At 66.2% G+C, this 19,381-nt stretch carries 18 protein-coding genes; 10 read left to right on the top strand and 8 right to left on the bottom strand.

The window, feature by feature from the left end:
• Positions 1 to 75: 75 nt before the first annotated feature.
• The 6 genes from ACSQ3O_RS02915 to cynS all read left to right on the top strand — a co-directional run bounded on the left by ACSQ3O_RS02915 (position 76) and on the right by cynS (position 5,873).
• Positions 76 to 1,284, top strand: coding sequence for a PAS domain S-box protein (locus tag ACSQ3O_RS02915; RefSeq protein ID WP_436137785.1), 1,209 nt, complete (start codon positions 76 to 78; stop codon positions 1,282 to 1,284).
• Complete coding sequence (locus ACSQ3O_RS02920; RefSeq protein WP_436137786.1) at positions 1,281 to 1,976, top strand: response regulator; 696 nt, start codon at positions 1,281 to 1,283, stop codon at positions 1,974 to 1,976. Before ACSQ3O_RS02915 ends, ACSQ3O_RS02920 begins: the two co-directional genes overlap by 4 nt.
• 146 nt (positions 1,977 to 2,122) lie before the next feature.
• The gene (locus ACSQ3O_RS02925; RefSeq protein WP_436137787.1) at positions 2,123 to 3,529 is read left to right on the top strand and encodes a CmpA/NrtA family ABC transporter substrate-binding protein; all 1,407 of its coding nucleotides are present in this window, start codon (positions 2,123 to 2,125) and stop codon (positions 3,527 to 3,529) included.
• A gap of 1 nt (position 3,530) precedes the next feature.
• On the top strand, positions 3,531 to 4,397 hold the full coding sequence (ntrB, locus tag ACSQ3O_RS02930) for a nitrate ABC transporter permease (RefSeq protein WP_436137788.1): 867 nt from the start codon (positions 3,531 to 3,533) through the stop codon (positions 4,395 to 4,397).
• Entirely contained in the window at positions 4,387 to 5,259 is an 873-nt protein-coding gene (locus tag ACSQ3O_RS02935; RefSeq protein WP_436137789.1) for an ABC transporter ATP-binding protein, read from the top strand. Before ntrB ends, ACSQ3O_RS02935 begins: the two co-directional genes overlap by 11 nt.
• Positions 5,260 to 5,429: 170 nt before the next feature.
• Positions 5,430 to 5,873, top strand: a complete 444-nt coding sequence (gene cynS, locus ACSQ3O_RS02940; protein WP_436137790.1) for a cyanase — start codon at positions 5,430 to 5,432, stop codon at positions 5,871 to 5,873.
• Positions 5,874 to 6,032: 159 nt separating this feature from the next.
• On the opposite strand, the gene ACSQ3O_RS02945 is transcribed toward cynS, so the two are convergent.
• From ACSQ3O_RS02945 to ACSQ3O_RS02955, 3 genes are all read right to left on the bottom strand, one after another.
• Positions 6,033 to 6,803 (bottom strand): anti-sigma factor, encoded by a 771-nt coding sequence (locus ACSQ3O_RS02945; protein ID WP_436137791.1) that lies wholly within the window; start codon positions 6,801 to 6,803, stop codon positions 6,033 to 6,035.
• Positions 6,800 to 7,366 (bottom strand): sigma-70 family RNA polymerase sigma factor, encoded by a 567-nt coding sequence (locus ACSQ3O_RS02950; protein ID WP_436137792.1) that lies wholly within the window; start codon positions 7,364 to 7,366, stop codon positions 6,800 to 6,802. Before ACSQ3O_RS02950 ends, ACSQ3O_RS02945 begins: the two co-directional genes overlap by 4 nt.
• Positions 7,367 to 7,474: 108 nt before the next feature.
• Positions 7,475 to 8,050, bottom strand: coding sequence for a DUF3455 domain-containing protein (locus tag ACSQ3O_RS02955; protein WP_436137793.1), 576 nt, complete (start codon positions 8,048 to 8,050; stop codon positions 7,475 to 7,477).
• A gap of 262 nt (positions 8,051 to 8,312) precedes the next feature.
• On the opposite strand from ACSQ3O_RS02955, the gene purT reads away from it, so the two are divergent.
• Positions 8,313 to 9,515, top strand: coding sequence for a formate-dependent phosphoribosylglycinamide formyltransferase (gene purT, locus ACSQ3O_RS02960; RefSeq protein ID WP_436137794.1), 1,203 nt, complete (start codon positions 8,313 to 8,315; stop codon positions 9,513 to 9,515).
• Between the two features lie 113 nt (positions 9,516 to 9,628).
• Here purT and ACSQ3O_RS02965 read toward each other — a convergent pair whose 3' ends face one another.
• Positions 9,629 to 10,570 (bottom strand): ATP-binding cassette domain-containing protein, encoded by a 942-nt coding sequence (locus ACSQ3O_RS02965; RefSeq protein ID WP_436137795.1) that lies wholly within the window; start codon positions 10,568 to 10,570, stop codon positions 9,629 to 9,631.
• Between the two features lie 93 nt (positions 10,571 to 10,663).
• On the opposite strand from ACSQ3O_RS02965, the gene ACSQ3O_RS02970 reads away from it, so the two are divergent.
• Positions 10,664 to 11,470 (top strand): helix-turn-helix domain-containing protein, encoded by an 807-nt coding sequence (locus ACSQ3O_RS02970; protein ID WP_436137796.1) that lies wholly within the window; start codon positions 10,664 to 10,666, stop codon positions 11,468 to 11,470.
• 82 nt (positions 11,471 to 11,552) lie between these two features.
• Entirely contained in the window at positions 11,553 to 12,176 is a 624-nt protein-coding gene (locus ACSQ3O_RS02975; RefSeq protein WP_436137797.1) for an FMN-binding negative transcriptional regulator, read from the top strand.
• Between the two features lie 46 nt (positions 12,177 to 12,222).
• On the opposite strand, the gene ACSQ3O_RS02980 is transcribed toward ACSQ3O_RS02975, so the two are convergent.
• Genes ACSQ3O_RS02980 through ACSQ3O_RS02990 form a run of 3 tightly spaced genes read right to left on the bottom strand, consistent with a single transcriptional unit; the run spans position 12,223 to position 16,975 of the window.
• On the bottom strand, positions 12,223 to 13,359 hold the full coding sequence (locus ACSQ3O_RS02980) for a GGDEF domain-containing protein (RefSeq protein ID WP_436137798.1): 1,137 nt from the start codon (positions 13,357 to 13,359) through the stop codon (positions 12,223 to 12,225).
• 22 nt (positions 13,360 to 13,381) lie between these two features.
• Positions 13,382 to 14,863 (bottom strand): AMP nucleosidase, encoded by a 1,482-nt coding sequence (locus ACSQ3O_RS02985; protein ID WP_436137799.1) that lies wholly within the window; start codon positions 14,861 to 14,863, stop codon positions 13,382 to 13,384.
• Positions 14,864 to 14,911: 48 nt separating this feature from the next.
• The gene (locus ACSQ3O_RS02990; RefSeq protein ID WP_436137800.1) at positions 14,912 to 16,975 is read right to left on the bottom strand and encodes a putative bifunctional diguanylate cyclase/phosphodiesterase; all 2,064 of its coding nucleotides are present in this window, start codon (positions 16,973 to 16,975) and stop codon (positions 14,912 to 14,914) included.
• A gap of 92 nt (positions 16,976 to 17,067) precedes the next feature.
• On the opposite strand from ACSQ3O_RS02990, the gene dbpA reads away from it, so the two are divergent.
• Positions 17,068 to 18,489, top strand: coding sequence for an ATP-dependent RNA helicase DbpA (dbpA, locus tag ACSQ3O_RS02995; protein ID WP_436137801.1), 1,422 nt, complete (start codon positions 17,068 to 17,070; stop codon positions 18,487 to 18,489).
• 162 nt (positions 18,490 to 18,651) lie between these two features.
• Here the strand turns inward: dbpA and ACSQ3O_RS03000 are convergent, their stop codons facing one another.
• Positions 18,652 to 19,344, bottom strand: coding sequence for an ankyrin repeat domain-containing protein (locus ACSQ3O_RS03000; RefSeq protein WP_436137802.1), 693 nt, complete (start codon positions 19,342 to 19,344; stop codon positions 18,652 to 18,654).
• Positions 19,345 to 19,381 lie beyond the last annotated feature (37 nt).

Genomic DNA, 19,381 nt, shown 5'->3' on the forward strand with positions numbered 1-19,381 from the left:
GACGCACAGCCCCTGGCGTGCCTGCCTGGGTGGGTCGTCCCGCCAGCTGGGCACGCCCATTGCTTGAGCAACGCCATGCCCACTCATGTCCTGAACCTGCCTGCCGGTGCCAGCGCCCTCTGGCAAAACCGCCTCGGGCTGCTGCTGGAGTCCACGGGGGAGGGCGTGTTCGGCATCGACCTGGCCGGCAACTGCGTGTTCATCAACCGGGCGGGCGCACAGATGCTGGGCTTTGCGGCCGAAGAGGTGATGGGGCGCAACATGCACGCGCTCACCCACCACAGCCACCCTGACGGCAGCCCTTACGCCGACAGCGACTGCCCCATCTTCAACGCCTTCCGCCAGGGCCTGCCCTGCCGGGTGGACACCGAGGTGTTCTGGCGCCAAGACGGTTCGGCGTTTGCCGTGGAGTATTCCAGCCACCCCATCCTGGAGGGCGAGCAGGTGCACGGCGCTGTGATCGCGTTTGTGGACATCACCAGCCGCAAGCGCGCCGCCGACGAACTGCAGCGCGCGCACGACGACCTGGCCCGCGCCAATGACGAGCTGGAGCGCCGCGTGGCCGCGCGCACCCAGGAGCTGTCGCAGGCGCTGGCGCAGCTGCGGGAGCTGTCCGCCTACTCAGAGCAGGTGCGGGAGGACGAACGCACCCGCATCGCCCGCGAGGTGCACGATGAGCTGGGCAGCCTGCTGGTGGCGCTGAAGATGGATGTCAACTGGCTGCACAAGCGCCTGGGCGAGCAGGGTGAGCGCACGCCCGAGGCCGCGGGCGACATGCGCACCCAGATGCGGTGCAAATGCCAGAACATGAGCCGCCTGATCGAAAACGCCGTGGACAACGTGGGCCGCATCATCACCGACCTGCGCCCCAGCATCCTGGACCACCAGGGCCTGTGGGCGGCGCTGGAGTGGCAGGCGCAGGAGTTTGTGCAGTCGGCCGAACTGGAGCTGGCGTGGCACATGGACGTGCCCGCCACCCTGCACTTGCCTGAGCCCGCCGCCATCGCCGTGTTCCGCATCTTCCAGGAGATGCTGAGCAATGTGGGCCGCCACGCACAGGCCAGCGCCATCGACATTGCCATCGACGTGCAGGACGATGTGCTGCAACTGCGTGTGCGCGACAACGGCGTGGGCGCTACCCGCCAGGCGCTGGAGGCGCCCACTGCTTATGGGGTGATGGGCATGCGCGAGCGGGCGCGGCAGCTGGGAGGCCAGCTGACCATCACCAGCGAGCTGGGGCAGGGCTCGTGCCTGCAATTGCTGATTCCTCTGGAGCTGTCATGAATTCCGTGGTTCGCGTGTTGATCGGGGATGACCACCGCATCGTGCGGGAGGGGCTCAAGCAGGTGCTGGGCGACCCCGCCAACGGCGCGCCCGAGATCACCGTGGTGGCCGAGGCCACCCAGGGCAGCGAGGTGCTGGAGCAGGTCATTGCACTGCAAGGGCCTACGGGTGCGCTGGGCGTAGACCTGGTGTTGCTGGACATCGCCATGCCGGGCATGGACGGCCTTGAAGTGCTGCAGGCGCTGCGCAAGACCTGGCCCGCGCTGCCGGTGCTGATGCTCAGCACCTACCCCGAGCGGCAATATGCGGTGCGCTGCATCCAGATGGGCGCGGCGGGCTACCTGCACAAAAGCGCCGACCCCGACGACATGGTGGCGGCCGTGCGCAAGGTGGCGGCGGGCGGCCGCTACCTGACCGAGGCCACGGCGCAAGCCCTGGCGGGCGCGGTGGAACGCACCGGCGTGGTGCGCGCAGCGCAACAGGGCGCGCCCGCTGGAGTAGACGCGCTCTCCTATCGAGAGCACCAGGTGTTTCGTCTGCTAACGGCCGGGCAGAGCGTGAGCGAAATTGGTGCGCAGCTCAAGCTCGCGCCCAACACCGTGAGCACCTACCGCGCCCGCATCCTCGAAAAGACCGGCGCGCGCAATGACGTGGAGCTGGCGCTGCTGGCGCGCGGCGCGCCTGCCGAGTGATTTGCGGGCGCTGCATGCCCGATTTGTAGTGCTGGCCCTACACGCTGTAGACACCACACCCACGAATTCATGACAGAGGGCCGGCACCGGCAAAAACTGGCCCGCGCTTTGCGTAACGCCTGGCACCAACTTCTTCGAGGTGTGCCATGTCCGAATTCTTCTCGCCCTACGATGCCGACCGCCCGTTGATGCTGAAATGCAGCTGTGGCCGCGACCACACGGTGGCCGACCACCATGCCGAGGCCTCGGCTGATGCCGCTGCTGCCACCTTGCGCCAGCGCAGCGAGACCCGCGAGTTCGAGCTTTACAGCAACGAGTTCATCGAAGCCACGCTGGTCAAGGCGCTGTTTCCGCAAGACGCGGTGCGACGCCGCTTCATCAAGGCCGTGGGCAAGGGCACGGCCATGGCGGCCATTGCCAGTGTGTTGCCCGTGGCCAGCCTGCAGGCCATGGCGCAAGAGAAGCAAGGCGCGCTGGAGAAGACCAACCTCAAGATCGGCTTCATCCCGATCACCTGCGCCACGCCGCTCATCATGGCCCACCCGCTGGGCTTTTATAGCAAGCAGGGCCTTAACGTGGAGGTCACCAAGACAGCAGGCTGGGCGCTGATCCGCGACAAGATGATGAACAAGGAGTATGACGCCACGCACTTCTTGAGCCCCATGCCGCTGGCGATCTCGATGGGGGTGGGCTCCAACGCCGTGCCGATGAAGGTGGCGACCATCCAGAACACCAACGGGCAGGCGATCACGCTGGCCAACAAGCACAAGGACAAGCGCGATCCCAAGCAGTGGAAGGGGTTCAAGTTTGCAGTGCCGTTCGAGTTCAGCATGCACAACTTTCTGCTGCGTTACTACGTGGCCGAGCATGGTCTGAACCCCGACACCGACATCCAGATCCGTGTGGTGCCACCGCCCGAGATGGTGGCCAACCTGCGCGCGGGCAACATCGACGGCTACCTGGGCCCCGACCCGTTCAACCAGCGCGCAGTGTATGAGGAGATCGGCTTTTTGCACATCCTGACCAAGGAGCTGTGGGATGGCCACCCCTGCTGCGCGTTCGGCACCAGTGCGGAATTCATCCAGCAGAACCCCAACACGTTTGCCGCGTTGTACCGCGCCGTGCTCACGTCGGCCGCCATGGCGCGCAAGCCCGAAAACCGCGAGCTGATCGCCAAGGTGATTGCGCCCGCGCAATACCTCAACCAGCCCGAGACCGTGCTCACACAGGTGCTCACGGGCCGCTTTGCCGATGGGCTGGGCAAGATCCAGTCGGTGCCCGACCGCGCCGACTTCGACCCCATGCCCTGGCAAAGCATGGCCGTGTGGATGCTCACGCAGATGCAGCGCTGGGGTTACGTCAAGGGCGATGTGAACTACCAGCAGATCGCCGAGCAGGTGTTTTTGCTCACCGACGCCAAGAAGCACATGAAGGCGCTGGACCAGAAGGTGCCCGACGGCGCGTACCCCAAGTTCAAGATCATGGGCCGCGAGTTCGATGCGGCGAAGGCGGCCGAGTACGCCAAGAGCTTCCCCATCCGCAAGGCGGCTTGAAATGACTGCCGCCAAGAACCTCAACCTGCGCGCGGGCCTGCTGTCCGTGCTCATCTTCCTCACGCTGCTGGGCATCTGGTACATCGCCACGGCGCCCTCGGGCGCCAGCAGCGGCACCGCAGGCATGACGGTCGAGCAGATCGAGTACGCCAAGATGATGGGCAAGGACCCGGGCGCGCCCAAGAGCGGTGGCTTTCCCACGCTGGGCGCCATGGGCAGCACGGTGTGGGGCCACCTCTCCAACCCGTTCTACGACAACGGTCCCAACGACAAGGGCATCGCCATCCAGCTGGCGCACTCGTTGGGCCGCGTGGCGCTGGGCTTTGGTCTGGCCTGCCTGGTGGCGATTCCGCTGGGGTTTGTCATCGGCATGTCGCCGCTGCTGCGCCGCGCGTTCGACCCGTTCATCCAGGTGCTCAAGCCCATCAGCCCGCTGGCGTGGATGCCGCTCGCGCTCTACACCATCAAGGACTCATCCATCTCGGGCATCTTCGTGATCTTCATCTGCTCGGTGTGGCCCATGCTGGTGAACACGGCGTTTGGTGTGGCCTCGGTCAAGCGAGACTGGCTCAACGTGTCGGCCACGCTGGAGGTGAACCCGCTGCGCAAGGCCTTCCTGGTGATCTTGCCCGCCGCAGCGCCCACCATCCTCACGGGCATGCGCATCAGCATGGGCATTGCGTGGCTGGTGATTGTGGCCGCCGAGATGCTGGTGGGCGGCACCGGCATCGGCTACTTCGTGTGGAACGAGTGGAACAACCTGTCGCTCACCAACGTGATCTTCGCCATCCTGGTGATCGGCGTGGTGGGCATGTTGCTCGACCTGGCGTTTGGCCAGCTGCAGAAGGTGGTGACCTATGTGGAGTGATGTTGCCCAACGCCCGGCTGTTCCAGCCCCTCTTGCCACTGACGCACCGCAACGAAAGGCCTCTGCCGTGACCCAAGGCTTCCTCCAGATCGACCGGCTGAGCAAGGCCTTTGTACCCGCCAAACCGGTGTTTGCTGATGTGTCGTTCATGCTCGACAAGGGCGAATTCGTCTGCATCATCGGTCACTCGGGCTGTGGCAAGACCACCATCCTGAACGTGCTGGCGGGGCTGGACACCGCCACCTCGGGCACCGTCATCATGGACGGGCGCGAAGTGGCCGGCCCCAGCCTGGACCGGGGCGTGGTGTTCCAGAGCCATGCGCTCATGCCCTGGCTCACGGTGCGCCAGAACATCGCGTTTGCCGTGAAGTCGCGCTGGCCCGACTGGAAGAAGGCCCAAGTCGATGCGCACGTGGAGAAGTTCGTGGCGCTGGTGGGCCTGAGCCCTGCCATCGACAAGAAGCCATCGCAACTCTCGGGCGGCATGAAGCAGCGCGTGGGCATTGCGCGCGCGTTCTCCATCCAGCCCAAGATGCTGCTGCTGGACGAGCCCTTTGGCGCGCTGGATGCGCTCACGCGCGGCACCATCCAGGATGAGCTGATGACCATCGTGCGCCAGACGCAGCAGACGGTGTTCATGATCACGCACGATGTGGACGAATCCATCTTGCTGGCCGACCGCATCCTGCTCATGAGCAACGGCAACGAGACGCCCGAGGGCTATCGCCCCGGTGGCATCGCCGAGGTGGTGGTGAACCCGCTGCCGCGCGAACGCACGCGCACCAGCCTGCACCACCTGGACGGCTACTACGCGCTGCGCAACCACATCGTGGACTTCCTGGTGACACGCGCGAAAGCGTGAACACCCCCTGAGTCGCTTCGCGCCTTCCCCCTAAGGGGGACGCCGCCCGTGCGGCGGGGCGGCCCTTGCACGGCGGCCCTGGCCTGGATCGCGCCGGTTTCAATCCCTGTAGGCAAAGCGCAACCGAATCGCGCCCATTTCTAACCTCTCTTTATCAAGGAGCCATCACCATGAACCGCAACGACGTTACCGAAAAGATCATCAGCACCAAGGTCGCCAAGGGCCTGCAATGGGAGGCCATTGCCAAGAAGGTTGGTCAGTCCAAGGAATGGACCACCGCCCTGTGCCTGGGCCAGATGACCGCCACACCCGAGCAGGCCAAGATCGTCGGCAAGATCTTCGGCCTGACTGCCGATGAGCAGAAGTGGCTGCAGGTGGTTCCCTACAAGGGCTCGCTGCCCACACCTGTGCCCACGGACCCGCTGATTTACCGCTGGTACGAGGTGGTGAGCGTGTACGGCACCACCATCAAGGAACTGATCCACGAAGAGTTTGGCGACGGCATCATGAGCGCCATCGACTTCAGCATGGACATCCAGCGCGAAGCCAATCCCAATGGCGACCGCGTGAATGTGGTGCTGTCGGGCAAATTCCTGCCGTATAAACAGTACTAACCCCCTGAGGCGCTTTGCGCCTTCCCCCTTTCTCGCGAATTGCTGCGCAATTCGGGAAGGGGGACACCGCCAGCGCCCGCCAGCGAAGCGCCGCCTGTGCGGCTTGGCGGCCCTTGCGCGGCGGTCGCTGGTATGGGGCGCTCCCCCTCTCGGCGGCGGTCAGAGCACTTTGACGGCGCGGCCGATGAACTGAATGGGCCCCGTGGGCTTGCCAATCGGCGAGCCTGTCGGCGGCTCCAGCGTCAGCTCGAACAATTGGTTGGGCTGCAGCGGCGGCAGCTTGTCCAGCGGGATCTGCAGGGGCTGACCAGGCTGCACCAGGCCCAGCGACACGGGGCCACTCCAGCCGTCGGCCTTGGTCCAGAACTCCAGGGCCTTGTCGGCGGGGACTTCGGCCATACCCAGCGGAATCAGGCTGATCTGCCGGGGCGAGCTGGCCTGCACCACCCAGCCAGGGGCCTTGTCTTGCGGCGCGACCAGCACCACCATGAACTGCGGCGGCGCGGCCACGGGTGCGGTGCGCGTGACGAGCACCGCCGCGAGCACCGCCGCCATGGCAAAGCCCGAGCCGGCGAGGGCCCGCCACAGGCCCAGGTGGTCCCACCAGCGCACAGGCGGCTTGCGCTCGGTGTTGGCGCGGGGTGGTGCGGCAACCGGTGCCGCAGTGTGCTCCAGGCTGGCTGCTTGCAGCGATTGATCGATGCGCGCCCACAAGGCAGCGGGCGGCGTGATGGGCTCGGCCAGCTGGGTCAGCGGCAGCAGGCGGGCGTCCCACTCAGCCACCGCCTGTTGCAGTGCTTGGTCACCGGGCAGGCGTTGCTGCAGGGCTTGGCGCTCAGCAGCGGGCAGGGTGCCCAGCACGTACTCGCCAGCCAGCACATGGAGGTCTTCCGGCGAGGGCGTGGTTGGTGTGTTGCGCACATCGGTCATGCCATGCACTCCCGCAGCGATACCAGGCTGCGCCGGATCCACGCCTTCACGGTGCCCAGCGGGGCGCCCAGGCGCTCGGCAATTTCGCCGTGCGAGCAGCCGTCCACATAGGCGTGCAGCACGCAGCTGCGCCGGGCGGGGTCCAGGGCCTCCAGGCAATGCTGCAGGCGGCCCAGGCTGGCGTTGAGTTCAAAGGTTTCCTCGACCTCGTGGTGGGCCTGCACAGACATGTCGGCCTCCAGGGCTTGGGTGGTGGTGTCGTCCACATCCACGTGGCGGCTACCGTCGCGCACGGCGTTCAGGGCCAGGTTGCGCGCCACGCTGTAGATCCAGCCGCGCGCACTGCCCCGGCTCGCGTCGTAGCTGGCGGCGCGGGTCCAGATGTTCACGCAGGCATCATGCACGATGTCTTCGGCCAGCGCGCGCTGGCGCACGATGCGCAGCGCAATCCCCAGCAGCCGCGCACCCTCCTGTTGGTACAGGCGGTGCATGGCCTGCCGGTCACCTGCTGCGCAGGCGGCCAGAGTGGCTTCGTAGTCGAAATCGCCAGGGGTGTCGGGCACGGTGTGCAGGCAGCGAGGCAGTGGCTGAAGGGTGGGCGCATCGTAGCCGCAAACCCGTCACCGCCCCGGTGGTAGCCCCCGCTGCGCAGGGGATTGCGCGGGCGTGGTTTACGCGGCTTTCCAGAAGATGTAGTCGGCCTGGTACTTCACGATCTGGCGCTCGCCCTTGTTGGCGGTGGTGCAGGCGGCAGCGGGTGCCACGCCGCCCTTGAGGGCCACGCGCTGGATGAAGGTCACGCCGGTCATGGCGCCCGAGCCCATGGCGGGGTTGGCCTTGACGAGCTGGTAGGGCAGGTTGCCCGTGCCCGATGGCGCCACGGCCAGCTGGGTGGCTGTCAGCTTGGACCCATCGCTCGACTCCCAGGTGGCGGGCGGGCCGTAGTAGGTGCCCACTTGTTTGCCGCTGCGGTCATTCAGCACGGCCTTCGGGCCCACGAACACCCATTCGGTCTGGCCGGGGGCATTGGCCTTGTCGCGGCATTCGTAGGTGATCTCGCCCACGCCCACGGTTTCCATCGCGACCTTGTTGCCGGCGGGCACCTTGATGCTGTCGGGCAGGCTGTCCTGCGAGAACGCCGGCTTGGGCGACGACATCATCGAGCCGCAGGCGCTGAGCAGCACGGCGGCGGCAACGGCGCCCGTCAGGGGCAGCAGGCGGGAGATGGGGGACGTGTGGAAGGTCATGGCGTTTCTCTCTGGTCTGTGGGTTGATAGGACAGCAGCAACAAGATGCGCTGCTGGAGGTACTACCCACGAAAACACCGTTTGGATGCAGTGGATGCAAAAAATATTTGGCAGTGCAACCACTGCCCCATGTTGATCCCGTGGTCCGCAGGCCCAGGATGGCTGCCATGAGGGCATGGATCCCGGGGCGGGTTCCGTGCCGGGTTGGATTACAGTCGTCGCCACCTCTTCTTCTTTACGGCTTTTGCAGAAAGCACAACCCATGACCACCCTCGGAACGCCCTTGTCCCCCCACGCCACCAAAGTCATGCTGCTGGGATCGGGCGAGCTGGGCAAGGAAGTACTGATTGCCTTGCAGCGCCTGGGCGTGGAAACCATCGCCGTGGACCGCTACGACAACGCCCCCGGCCAGCAGGTGGCCCACCACGCGCGCACCATCACCATGAGCGACCCGGCCCAGCTCAAGGCGCTGATCGAAGCCGAACGACCCCACCTGGTCGTCCCCGAGATCGAAGCCATCGCCACCCCCATGCTGGAAGAGCTGGAAGCCGCGGGCACCGTGCGCGTGATCCCCACGGCCCGCGCGGCGCGCCTGACCATGGACCGCGAAGGCATCCGCGTGCTGGCCGCCGAAACGCTGGGTCTGCCCACCAGCCCCTACAAATTCTGTAACTCGCTGGAAGAGCTGCAGGCAGCGATTGATAGCGGGATTGGCTATCCCTGCATCGTCAAACCCGTGATGAGCAGCTCGGGCAAAGGCCAGAGCAAGATCGACGGCCCGGACGACGTGCAAAAGGCCTGGGACTACGCCATGGCGGGCGGCCGCGTGAGCCACGGCCGCGTGATCGTCGAGGGCTTTATCGACTTTGACTACGAAATCACCCAGCTCACCGTGCGTTCGGTGGGGGCGGACGGCCAGATCGCCACCAGCTTTTGCGACCCCATCGGCCATGTGCAGGTCAGCGGCGACTATGTGGAAAGCTGGCAGCCCCACCCCATGCACCCCGCCGCGCTGGAGAAGTCTCGCCAGATCGCCAAGGCCGTGACCGATAACCTGGGCGGCCAGGGCCTGTTCGGCGTGGAGCTGTTTGTGAAGGGCGAGAACGTCTGGTTCAGCGAGGTGAGCCCACGCCCGCACGACACCGGCCTGGTCACCTTGTGCACACAGCACCAGAGCGAGTTTGAGCTGCACGCCCGCGCCATCCTGGGCCTGCCGGTGGACACCAGCCTGCGCAACCCCGGCGCCAGCGCCGTGATCTACGGCGGCGTGGAGGCTCAGGGCATTGTGTTCGACGGCGTGGATGAGGCGCTGCGCGTGCCGGGCACCGACCTGCGCCTGTTCGGAAAGCCAGAGAGTTTTGCCAAGCGCCGCATGGGCGTGGCGCTGGCGCGTGCCGAAGATGTGGACACCGCGCGCCGCAACGCCAAGCTCGCGGCGGGCAAGGTCACGCCCCGGAAGGCATAAACTTCAAGTAAAAATGGCCTTCTCCGCCTGATAGGTAAGCGATTTAAGCTATTGTTTTAATAGCGTTTTCGGCTGGCGCTGCCAGTGGGCGGCACGCCAGCAGTCACCAGCGCTCAGCCATCCTCGCGGATCTGGCGGCCTGTGAGTTTGAGGAACAGGTCTTCCAGATTTGCTGGCCGGTGCAAGGTGCGCAGGTGCCCATGCTGGCCCAGGGCCTGCAGCAGCGGCTGGGCGTTCTGGGTGTAGAAGAACACCGTCTCGCCGCTGATCTCTACGCGCGCCGCCAGTGCGCGCAGTGCGGCGTCTCCCGCCAGGGCCTTGGCGCCCACGCCAAACACTTCCACCACATCGGGCTCCAGGTGCTGCGCGATCAGCTCGCGCGGGCGGCCTTCGGCGATTTTTTTGCCATGGTCCAGCACCAGCAGGCGCGAGCACAGGCGCTCGGCCTCGTCCATGAAGTGGGTGGTCAGCAGGATGGACTTGCCTTGCTGCAGCAGCAGTTGCAGCCGCTCCCACATCAGGTGGCGCGCCTGCGGGTCCAGACCGGTGGTGGGTTCGTCCAGTAGCAGCAGGCGCGGGTTGTTGACCAGGGCCCGCGCCAGCGACAGGCGCCGCTTCATGCCGCCTGACAACTCGCCGGGCTTGGCATCGGCCTTGTGGGACAGCGCCGCAAACTCCAGCAACTGCGGCACGCGCTCGTCCATCACCGCGCCCTTGAGGCCAAAGTAGCGGCCAAACACACGCAGGTTCTCGGCGCAGGTGAAGTCCGGGTCCAGCGTGTCGAACTGCGTGACCACGCCCAGCTGTGCCTTGATGGCCAGCGCGTCGCGTGGCATGTGCAGGGGCGGCGTGCCAGGTGTGGGCGTGAAATGCACGGCTCCCCCATCGGGCGCCGTGAGGCCCAGGCACATGCGGATGGTGGTGGTCTTGCCAGCGCCGTTGGGGCCGATGACTCCCAGGCATTCGCCGGGGGCAATGGCAAACGACACGTCATCCACCACGGTGGTCTCGCCGTAGCGCTTGCGCAGGTGCAGGGCTTCAAAAAGTGCGGTCATGGGTTGATTGTGTGCGAATCCATGACCGCCAGTATTTTTTGATAGCTGCTCGTTATATGCGCTGGCGCCGCCAGGTGCTAGCCTTGAGTGGCCATGAACACAAACCCATCCATCCGGTCGATTGCTGGCTATGCCGAATTGCCCCTGGGCACGCTGGACGCCGAAAAAATCGAGGCTGTGTGGTGCTACACCCCACTGGCCGAGGGGCGGCAACTGGTGTTGCCAGACGGGCGCATGGATCTGGTGGTGCACTGCGTGGTGATGCCGCAAGGCATTGCAAAACCCGTCTTGCTGGTGATTGCGGGGCCGACACAGACGCCTACAGTGGTTGCGCTTCGCCCGCAGACGGTCATTCTCGGAGTGCGGTTTCATATCGGTTGGGGCGGTGCGTGCCTGGGCATTGCGCCGAGCGCGGTGCGCAATCGCACGGTGGTCGGCAGCGAGGTGGAGCGGTGTCTGGGCTTCCTGGCGCGGGAGATCCTCGTGCAAAACACGTTGCTCGGTGTGGAGAGTGCTTTGCGCTCCGTGGCTGGGGCGCTGGCGTCGCGTGCGCGTGCAGCGCCAGCCCATGGGCGGGTGCTTCACGTCCTTGACTGCATGCAACGTGGTACCGAAGGCGAGGGAGTGGCCACTTCGTGGGGGCCACCCTCTGCCCGCACGCTACGCCGCGACATGATGGCGGTCGTGGGCCTGCCCTTGCGCACTCTGGCAGGCATATTGCGTTTTCAGCGCGCTATGGCTCTGCTGGTCACCGGCACCGCATCGATTGGCGAGGTCGCCATTGCTGCAGGGTATGCAGACCAATCCCATATGACCCGGGAATTCCGGCGATTTGGCGGTTTCACACCTGCGGTGCCAACGCCAGCGCCCCTGGTCCGCCTGGCACCGTCGCCCGCTTGAGCGTGTCCGAACTGTTCAAGACACCTCTCGGCAGATGGGCCAGACTGCGGCTGTATGTGCAACAGGCATCTTCGGTCCGTCTATGTATACCCAACCCCTTTTTCAGCCAGAAGACTCTGGCGAGTGCCACCGCCTCATGCGTGCCTACCCGCTTGCCACTGTGGTGGCCACGACAGAGCAGGGGCTGGAGGCCAACTTGCTGCCGCTGGAGTGGGTGGCGCACGGCGTCTGCGGTCAATTGAAAGGGCATGTCGCTCGTGCGCACACGCTGCACCGGTCACTGCGTGACGGCGGGCAGGTGCTTGTGGTTTTTCAGAGCCCCAACGCCTATATTTCACCGCGCTGGTACGTCAGCGGCCAGCGGAGCGGGCGCCTTGCCCCGAGCTGGAACTACGCGGCGGTGCAAGCTCGCGGTGCAATTCGCTTCACAGACGACAGCCAGTGGATGCATGCCCATCTACAGGCACTCACCCGTTCACAAGAAGAGCGCCGCACATTGCCCTGGTCTTTGCAGGATGCATCCCCTTCGTTTGTGGAAGACGCAGCCCGCCGACTGGTGGGGTTTGAGATCGACATCGAGCACCTGAGTGGCAAGCGATTTCTGTCACAGCAGCGCACAGCTGAAGATAGACACAGTCTGGTCAAACACCTTCTTCTGGAGCCTGCCGGTGCGGCGCGTGATGTGGGGGCGATGATCGTTCCGTAAGCCCTCAGAACAGGTTCTCAGGGCATCCAGATGCTGGCGAGTGGCGTCAGCTGGCAGCCACCAGCCGCCCCCGGCCTGCCGCCTTGGCTTCGTACAGCGCACGGTCTGCCCGTGCCATCAGCGCCGCCAGATCGGTTTCGCCAAGCTCGGGTGTTGCCAGCCCGGCGCTGTAGTCCAGCGCAAAGCCCAGTTCGGCCACGCTCGCGGCATGCAGCCGCCGGCGCAGTCGCCGGTCAAACGCCATGCCGGCCGGGGCGCTGTTGTGCAGCAGCAGCAGGCCAAACTCCTCGCCACCCAGCCGTCCGATCAGGTCGCCGCTGCGGCAGGTGTCGCCGAGCAGCCGTGCAAACAGCTGCAGCGCACGGTCGCCCGCTTCGTGCCCCCGGGTGTCGTTGATCTGCTTGAAGTGGTCCACATCCAGCATCAATGCCGTCACGGGCAGCTGGTGGCGCGCGGCGTGGGCCAGCAGGCTGGCGCCCTGCTGGGCAAAGCTGCGTTGGTTGAGAAGGCCCGTGAGGCCATCGGTCATGGCCAGGGTGCGCAGTTTCTGTTCGGCCTCGGCGCGCCACGCGACCAGCAGGGCCACAGTGCCCAGCACCAGGCTCACGTTGGTGGCCATGGCTGCGGCCAGGTTCACGGGGTGGGGCGTGCGAAAGCTCGGGTACTGGTCGGTAAAGGCGCCCAGCATGCCGCGCGCCAGAGTGAAGGCGGCCGAAGTGAGCAGGCAGCCCAGCAGCAGGCTGCGCCAGCGCAGGTTGGACGCGACCACAGGCGCCAGGGTAGCGCGCGCCACGATGCACAGGATGGCAGCCATCAGAAAGTTGGCCCAGCCCACGCGCCATGCGTAGTGACCAAAGCCCAGCGTGTAGCCCAGCGGCGCGGCAATCACCAGCGCCAGCAGCACGCGGCGCAGGGGGCGAGGGCCCAGCCATTCCTCCAGCGCGCGGTACAGCATCCACTGCGCGGCCGCATTGCAGGCAATCGACAGGGTGGAGAGGGCTTGGTCCCACAGGGTGGATGAGGCAATGATGGCTGCCCAGGCCACCGCCTGCAGCAGCATGCTGGCCTGCACATGGCGGGCCGCACGGCTCACGTCCCGGCCCATGATCAGCGGCAGCGCGGCCGAGATCATGAACAGGTTGGCCGCCATGACCGTCATCAGGGTGAGGAAATCCAGTGGCATGCGCGGCGGCCCCGGGGGCGGTTTACTGAAACGCGACCTCGGCAAAGCTGCGCAGCTTGCGGCTGTGCAGACGGTCCACGCCGCCATTGCGCAGGATCTCGATGGCGCGCATGCCGATGCGCAGATGCTGGTCCACGCGCTCGCGGTAGAAGTGGTTGGCCATGCCGGGCAGCTTGATTTCGCCATGCAGGGGCTTGTCGCTCACGCACAGCAGGGTGCCGTAGGGCACGCGAAAGCGGAAGCCGTTGGCGGCGATGGTGGCGCTCTCCATGTCCAGCGCCACGGCGCGGCTCTGGCTGAAACGGCGCTGGGGGGTGTTGTCGGGCAGCAGCTCCCAGTTGCGGTTGTCGGTGCTGGCCACGGTGCCGGTGCGCATCACGCGCTTCAGGTCTGCGCCGCTGATCTGCGTGACATCGGCCACGGCCTGCTGCAGCGCGAGCTGGATCTCAGCCAGCGCCGGGATGGGCACCCACAGTGGCAGGTCTTCGTCCAGCACATGGTCTTCGCGCACATAGGCGTGGGCCAGCACGTAGTCGCCCAGCTGCTGGCTGTTGCGCAAGCCCGCGCAGTGGCCCAGCATCATCCAGGCGTGCGGGCGCAGCACGGCGATGTGGTCGGTGATGGTCTTGGCGTTGGCGGGGCCCACGCCGATGTTGACCATGGTGATGCCGCTCGCGTCCTTGCGCACCAGGTGGTAGGCGGGCATCTGCGGCAGGCGGGGGGGGGCGGCGCCCAGCTCGTCGCCGGCCTCGGCGCTCAGGCCCACGCGGCGCGTGACCACGTTGCCGGGCTCGATGAAGGCGATGTATTCGCTGTCGGGCTTGGCCATCTCGGCGTGGCCCAGGCGCACGAATTCGTCGATGTAGAACTGGTAGTTGGTGAACAGCACAAAGTTCTGGAACCACTCGGGCGCTGTGCCCGTGTAGTGGCGCAGGCGGTGCAGCGAGTAGTCCACGCGCGGCGCGGTGAACAGCGACAGCGGCTGCGCCTCGCCCGGCGCGGCCTGCCAGGTGCCGTTGGCGATGCCGTCGTCCATGGCGGCCAGGTCGGGCAGGTCGAACACGTCGCGCATCAGCATGCGGCGGGCCTGGGTCAGCGTGCCTTCGATGTGATCGTGTTCGGCAAACGAGAAGTGGATCGGGATCGGGTGGGTGCTGGTGCCCACTTCCAGCTCCACGTTGTGGCTGGCGCGCAGCAGGCGGAACTGCTCGGCGTAGTAGTTGGCAAACAGGTCGGGCCGGGTCAGCGTCGTTTCATACCGCCCGGGGCCCTCCACAAAACCGTAGGCCAGCTTGGTGTCGGCCCGCGCCACGGTGGTGGTGTGCACCCGCACAAACGGGTAGAAGGCGCGCACAGGGCCCTCGGGCGTCTCGCCCGCCACAAAACGCTGCATGGCGTCGCGCAGGTGTCCGATCTGTTGTTGGTAGATGCGCTGCACCTGGGCCAGGGCGTCGGCGGGGTCGGTGTGGCGGGTGGGTGCGATGAAGTCGGGGATGAGGGGCATTCCCCTATTGTCCACAAGCCAGACGACAAAATCGGACGAAAAGCGCGCTTACCGGCGCAACCAGCGCTCCGTGGCCTCGGCGTCCAAGGGGGCAGACACCACAAACCCCTGGATCAAGTCGCACCCCAGCTCCGCCAGCAGGTCAATCTGCGCCTGTGTCTCCACCCCTTCGGCCACGGTTTTGAGCTGCAGGCTGCGGCCCATCTGGATGATGGCGGTGACGATGGCTACGTCGTCGGAGTTGCCGGGGGTGTCGGCCACGAAGGAGCGGTCGATCTTAAGCTTGTCGATGGGGTAGCGCTTGAGGTAGGCCAGCGATGAATACCCTGTTCCGAAGTCGTCGATGGAGATGCCCACTCCCAAAGCCTTGAGGGCGTTGAGGGTGCCCAGCACCTGGCCGGTCTGGTGCATGAGCACGGACTCCGTCAGCTCGATCTCCAGGTATTGAGGGGCAAGGCCGGTTTCGAGCAGGACGGCGGCGATTTCGGCGGCCACGTCGCGCTGACGGAATTCGAGGGCCGAGAAGTTCACGGCCATGGGCACCAGGGCCAGGCCCTGGTCCTGCCAGGCCTTGAGCTGGCGGCAGGCCTCGCGCATCACCCAGCGGCCGATGGGGGTGATGAGGCCGCGGGACTCCGAGAAGGTGATGAACTCGTCCGGGCCCACCAGTCCCCGTTCGGGGTGGCGCCAGCGCACCAGGGCTTCCAGGCCTTGCAGCGTGCCGTCGGCCAGGCAAATCTGGGGCTGGTAGTGCAGAACGAAGTGGTTGTGGGCAATGGCCTCGCGCAGCTGGCGCTCTTGCTGCAGCACGTCCAGGGCACTGGCGTCCATGCTGGAGACATAGAACTGGCGGTTGCCGCGCCCGCTTTCCTTGGCGTGGTGCATGGCTGCATCGGCGCAGCGCAGCAGCATATCGGCGCTGCCGCCGTGGTCCGGAAACAGGCTGATGCCAATGGAAGGCGAGATGGTGAGCGGCAGCTGGTCTACCGTGAACACCCCGTGCATGGAGGCCAGCAGCTTGTCGGCCACCATGGCCACGTCGTCCTGGTTCTGCACATCGGTCAGCACCACCACAAACTCGTCGCCACCCAGCCGTGCCACCACATCGGCATCGCGCACGCCCTGACGCAAGCGCTCGGCCACGTTGCGCAGCAGCTGGTCGCCCGCGTGGTGGCCCAGCGAGTCGTTCACGGTCTTGAAATGGTCCAGGTTCACAAACAGCACGGCCGCACGGCCGTGGCGCCTGCGCGCGAGCGACAGCACCTGCGACAGCTGCTCCATCAGGAAATGCCGGTTGGGCAACTGCGTGAGGGTGTCGTGCAGCGCGATGAAGGCCTCGCGCTCCTGCGCCTGCTTGCGTGCGGTGATGTCGCGCACCACCACGATGCGGTAGTCCGCATGGTGCAGCGGCATGGTCTTGCCGACCACCTCGACCGGAATGGCGTGGCCGTCCTTGTGGCGGATGGTGACCTCGTAGGGGTCTTCGCGGCCGCTGCGGGTGTATTCGAGCGCCGTGGCGCGCCATTCGGGGCTGATGAAGTTGAAGATCGACAGGCCCAGCACCTCGTGCAGGGCATAGCCCGTGAGCCGGTACAGCGCCTCGTTGCCGTCGGTGATCAGACCGTCGCGGTGGAACACGATGGCCTCGTCCGTGGCCTCGGTGAACTTGCGCATGCGCTCTTCGCTCTGGCGCACCTCGCGTTCAGCGCGCCAGCGCTCGGTGATGTCGGTGATGAGCACGAAGGAGCCAAGCTGTTGCCTTGCGTCGCCAAAATGCGGGATCAGGTTGACCTCGATCATCCGCACCTCTCCATTGGGCAGGGTCTGTTCGCGGGTGTATTTCACGCGCTCGCCCTGCGTACAGCGCTCCACATGCGGCTCGATCGCCTGCCAGGCCTTGTCGCCAATGGCCTGCTGCACGGTCAGGCCCAGGATGGATTCGGTGCTGTGGCCGTTGTAGGCGGCGTAACCCTGGTTGGCGAACTGGCAGCGCAGGCCCGGCAGGTCGTAGTAGGCCATCAGGGCCGGCACCGAGTCGGCAATCAGGCGCAGCAGCGAGTCGCTGGAGCCTCCCTGGCCCGGGGGGTTGGCTGCGTTGGATGAATCTGGCATGTCCCACTCGGTGCGTGTCTGATGGTTATAGCCTATACCCCTGACGGAGCGTAAGGTAGTTGCCCGGATACCCCGGGCCGGATAATCGGGCCATGACCTCCAAAGAAACCCCCGCCAGCACCGATTTCCGCACGCTGGCCCTGAGCCCCGCTACGCTGGCCAATCTGCAGCAGCTGGGCTACACCACGATGACCCCCATCCAGGCCGCCAGCCTGCCGCCCGCCTTGCTGGGCAAGGACCTGATCGCCCAAGCCAGCACCGGCAGCGGTAAGACCGCCGCGTTTGCCCTGGCCCTGCTGGCCAACCTCAACCCCCGCCGTTTTGCCGTGCAGGCCCTGGTGCTGTGCCCCACGCGCGAGCTGGCCGACCAGGTGACCACCGAGATCCGCCGCCTGGCGCGCGCCGAAGAAAACATCAAGGTCGTGACCCTGTGCGGCGGTGTGCCGCTGCGTGGCCAGATGCTGAGCCTGGAGCACGGCGCCCACATCGTGGTGGGCACGCCCGGCCGGGTGATGGACCACCTGGAGCGCCAGCACCTCACGCTCGAAGCGCTCAACACCCTGGTGCTGGATGAAGCCGACCGCATGCTGGACATGGGCTTCTTCGACGACATCGTGACCGTGGCGCGCCAGTGCCCGAAGGAGCGCCAGACCCTGCTGTTCTCGGCCACCTACCCAGAGGGCATCGCCAAGCTCAGTGCGCAGTTCATGAAGTCGCCCGAGCAGATCACGGTGCAGGTGCAGCACGCCGAAGGCAAGATCGAGCAGCGCTGGTATGAGGTGAAGAACAGCGAACGCCTGCATGGGGTGTCGCTGCTGCTCAACCACTTCCGGCCCGATTCGTCGATTGCGTTCTGCAACACCAAGCAGCAGTGCCGCGACCTGGTGGGCGTGCTGCAGGCCCAGGGCTTCAGCGCGCTGGCGCTGTTTGGCGAGCTGGAGCAGCGCGAGCGCGACCAGGTGCTGGTGCAGTTTGCCAACAAGAGCTGCTCGGTGCTGGTGGCCACCGACGTGGCCGCACGCGGCCTCGATATTGCCAACCTGGCCGCCGTCATCAACGTGGACGTGACGCCCGACCCCGAGGTGCACATCCACCGCATCGGCCGCACCGGCCGGGGCGATGCCGAAGGCCTGGCGCTGAACCTGGCGAGCATGGATGAGATGGGCAGCGTGGGCAAGATCGAGCAGCTGCAGGGCCGTGAGTCGCGCTGGTTCCCGCTGGCGGACCTCACGCCCACGGGCAGCGGCCCGCTGGTGCCGCCCATGGTCACCCTCCAGATCATCGGCGGCCGCAAGGAGAAGATCCGCGCGGGCGACGTGCTGGGCGCGCTGACCGGCGACATGGGCTACACCCGCGAGCAGGTCGGCAAGATCAATGTGAACGACTTTTCCACCTACGTCGCGGTGGACCGCGCGATTGGCGCCCAGGCCGTGCAGCGGCTCAACAGCGGGCGCGTCAAAGGCAAGAGCGTGAAAGCGCGGCTGGTGTCGGGTAACGAAGAAAATTTCGAATGAAATTGGCCGTTTCCGCGCATCCAGTAAGCGCGAGTAGCTATTAATTTGATACTGATTGGGTGGGGCACGCAACCCAGCGGTTGACTGGTGGGCTGGACGCGCCCGGGGGCGTGTCGGGTTAGGCCCTGCGGGCAAAGCGACACCCTCGCCAACCCGGACGCCTCATTTGGCCGCGCTAGCCGTCTGCAGCATCTGCACCATGGCGCTGTAGCCGCGCTGGCGCGCCAGCTGCAGGGGCGTGTTGCCCTGCCGGTCGGTCAGTGCCTGGCTGGCGCCGGCCTTGAGCAGGGCCTGCAGCGTGGCCTGGTGGCGCGGGCCGCCATTGCCCAGCACGATGGATTCGATCAGTGCCGTCCAGTGCAGGTTGTTCACATGGTCCAGCGGCGCCCCGGCGGCGATCAGCTGGCGCACCACGCCGTCGTGCCCCAGGTGGGCGGCGGCGATCAGGGCCGTGCCGTCGTAGCGGCTGGTCACCTGTTGGGCGCTGGCGCCCAGTTGCAGCAGCAGGCGCAGCGTGGCCTCGTCATCGGCCACCGCGGCAATGGTGATGGCGTCGTAGCGGTCGTTTTCCAGCGCGTTCAGGTCGGCGCCTGCTTGCGTCAGGGCGCGGATCGCGTCGGCCTGCCGGGCAAAGGTGGCCACATGCAGCGGCGTGCGGCCGTAGCCATCGCGGGCATTCACATCGGCCCGTGCTGCGATCAGTTTGGAGAGTGCTGGCAGCTCGCCCCGCGCCGCAGCCGCATGCAGGCCCTGGTAGGCTGCTGTTTCAGCCGCCGAGGGAGGCACCTGGGCCTGGGCCGGGGTGGCGCAGGCCAGCGCTGCGGCCAGGGCGAAAACAAGGTTCCAGGGCTTCATGGGGCCTCCGATGGCGTGCGTTGCGGGTGAGGATGGG

Origin of the sequence: Acidovorax sp. LjRoot74 (assembly GCF_964254355.1) — a bacterium.
Lineage (GTDB): Bacteria > Pseudomonadota > Gammaproteobacteria > Burkholderiales > Burkholderiaceae_C > Acidovorax.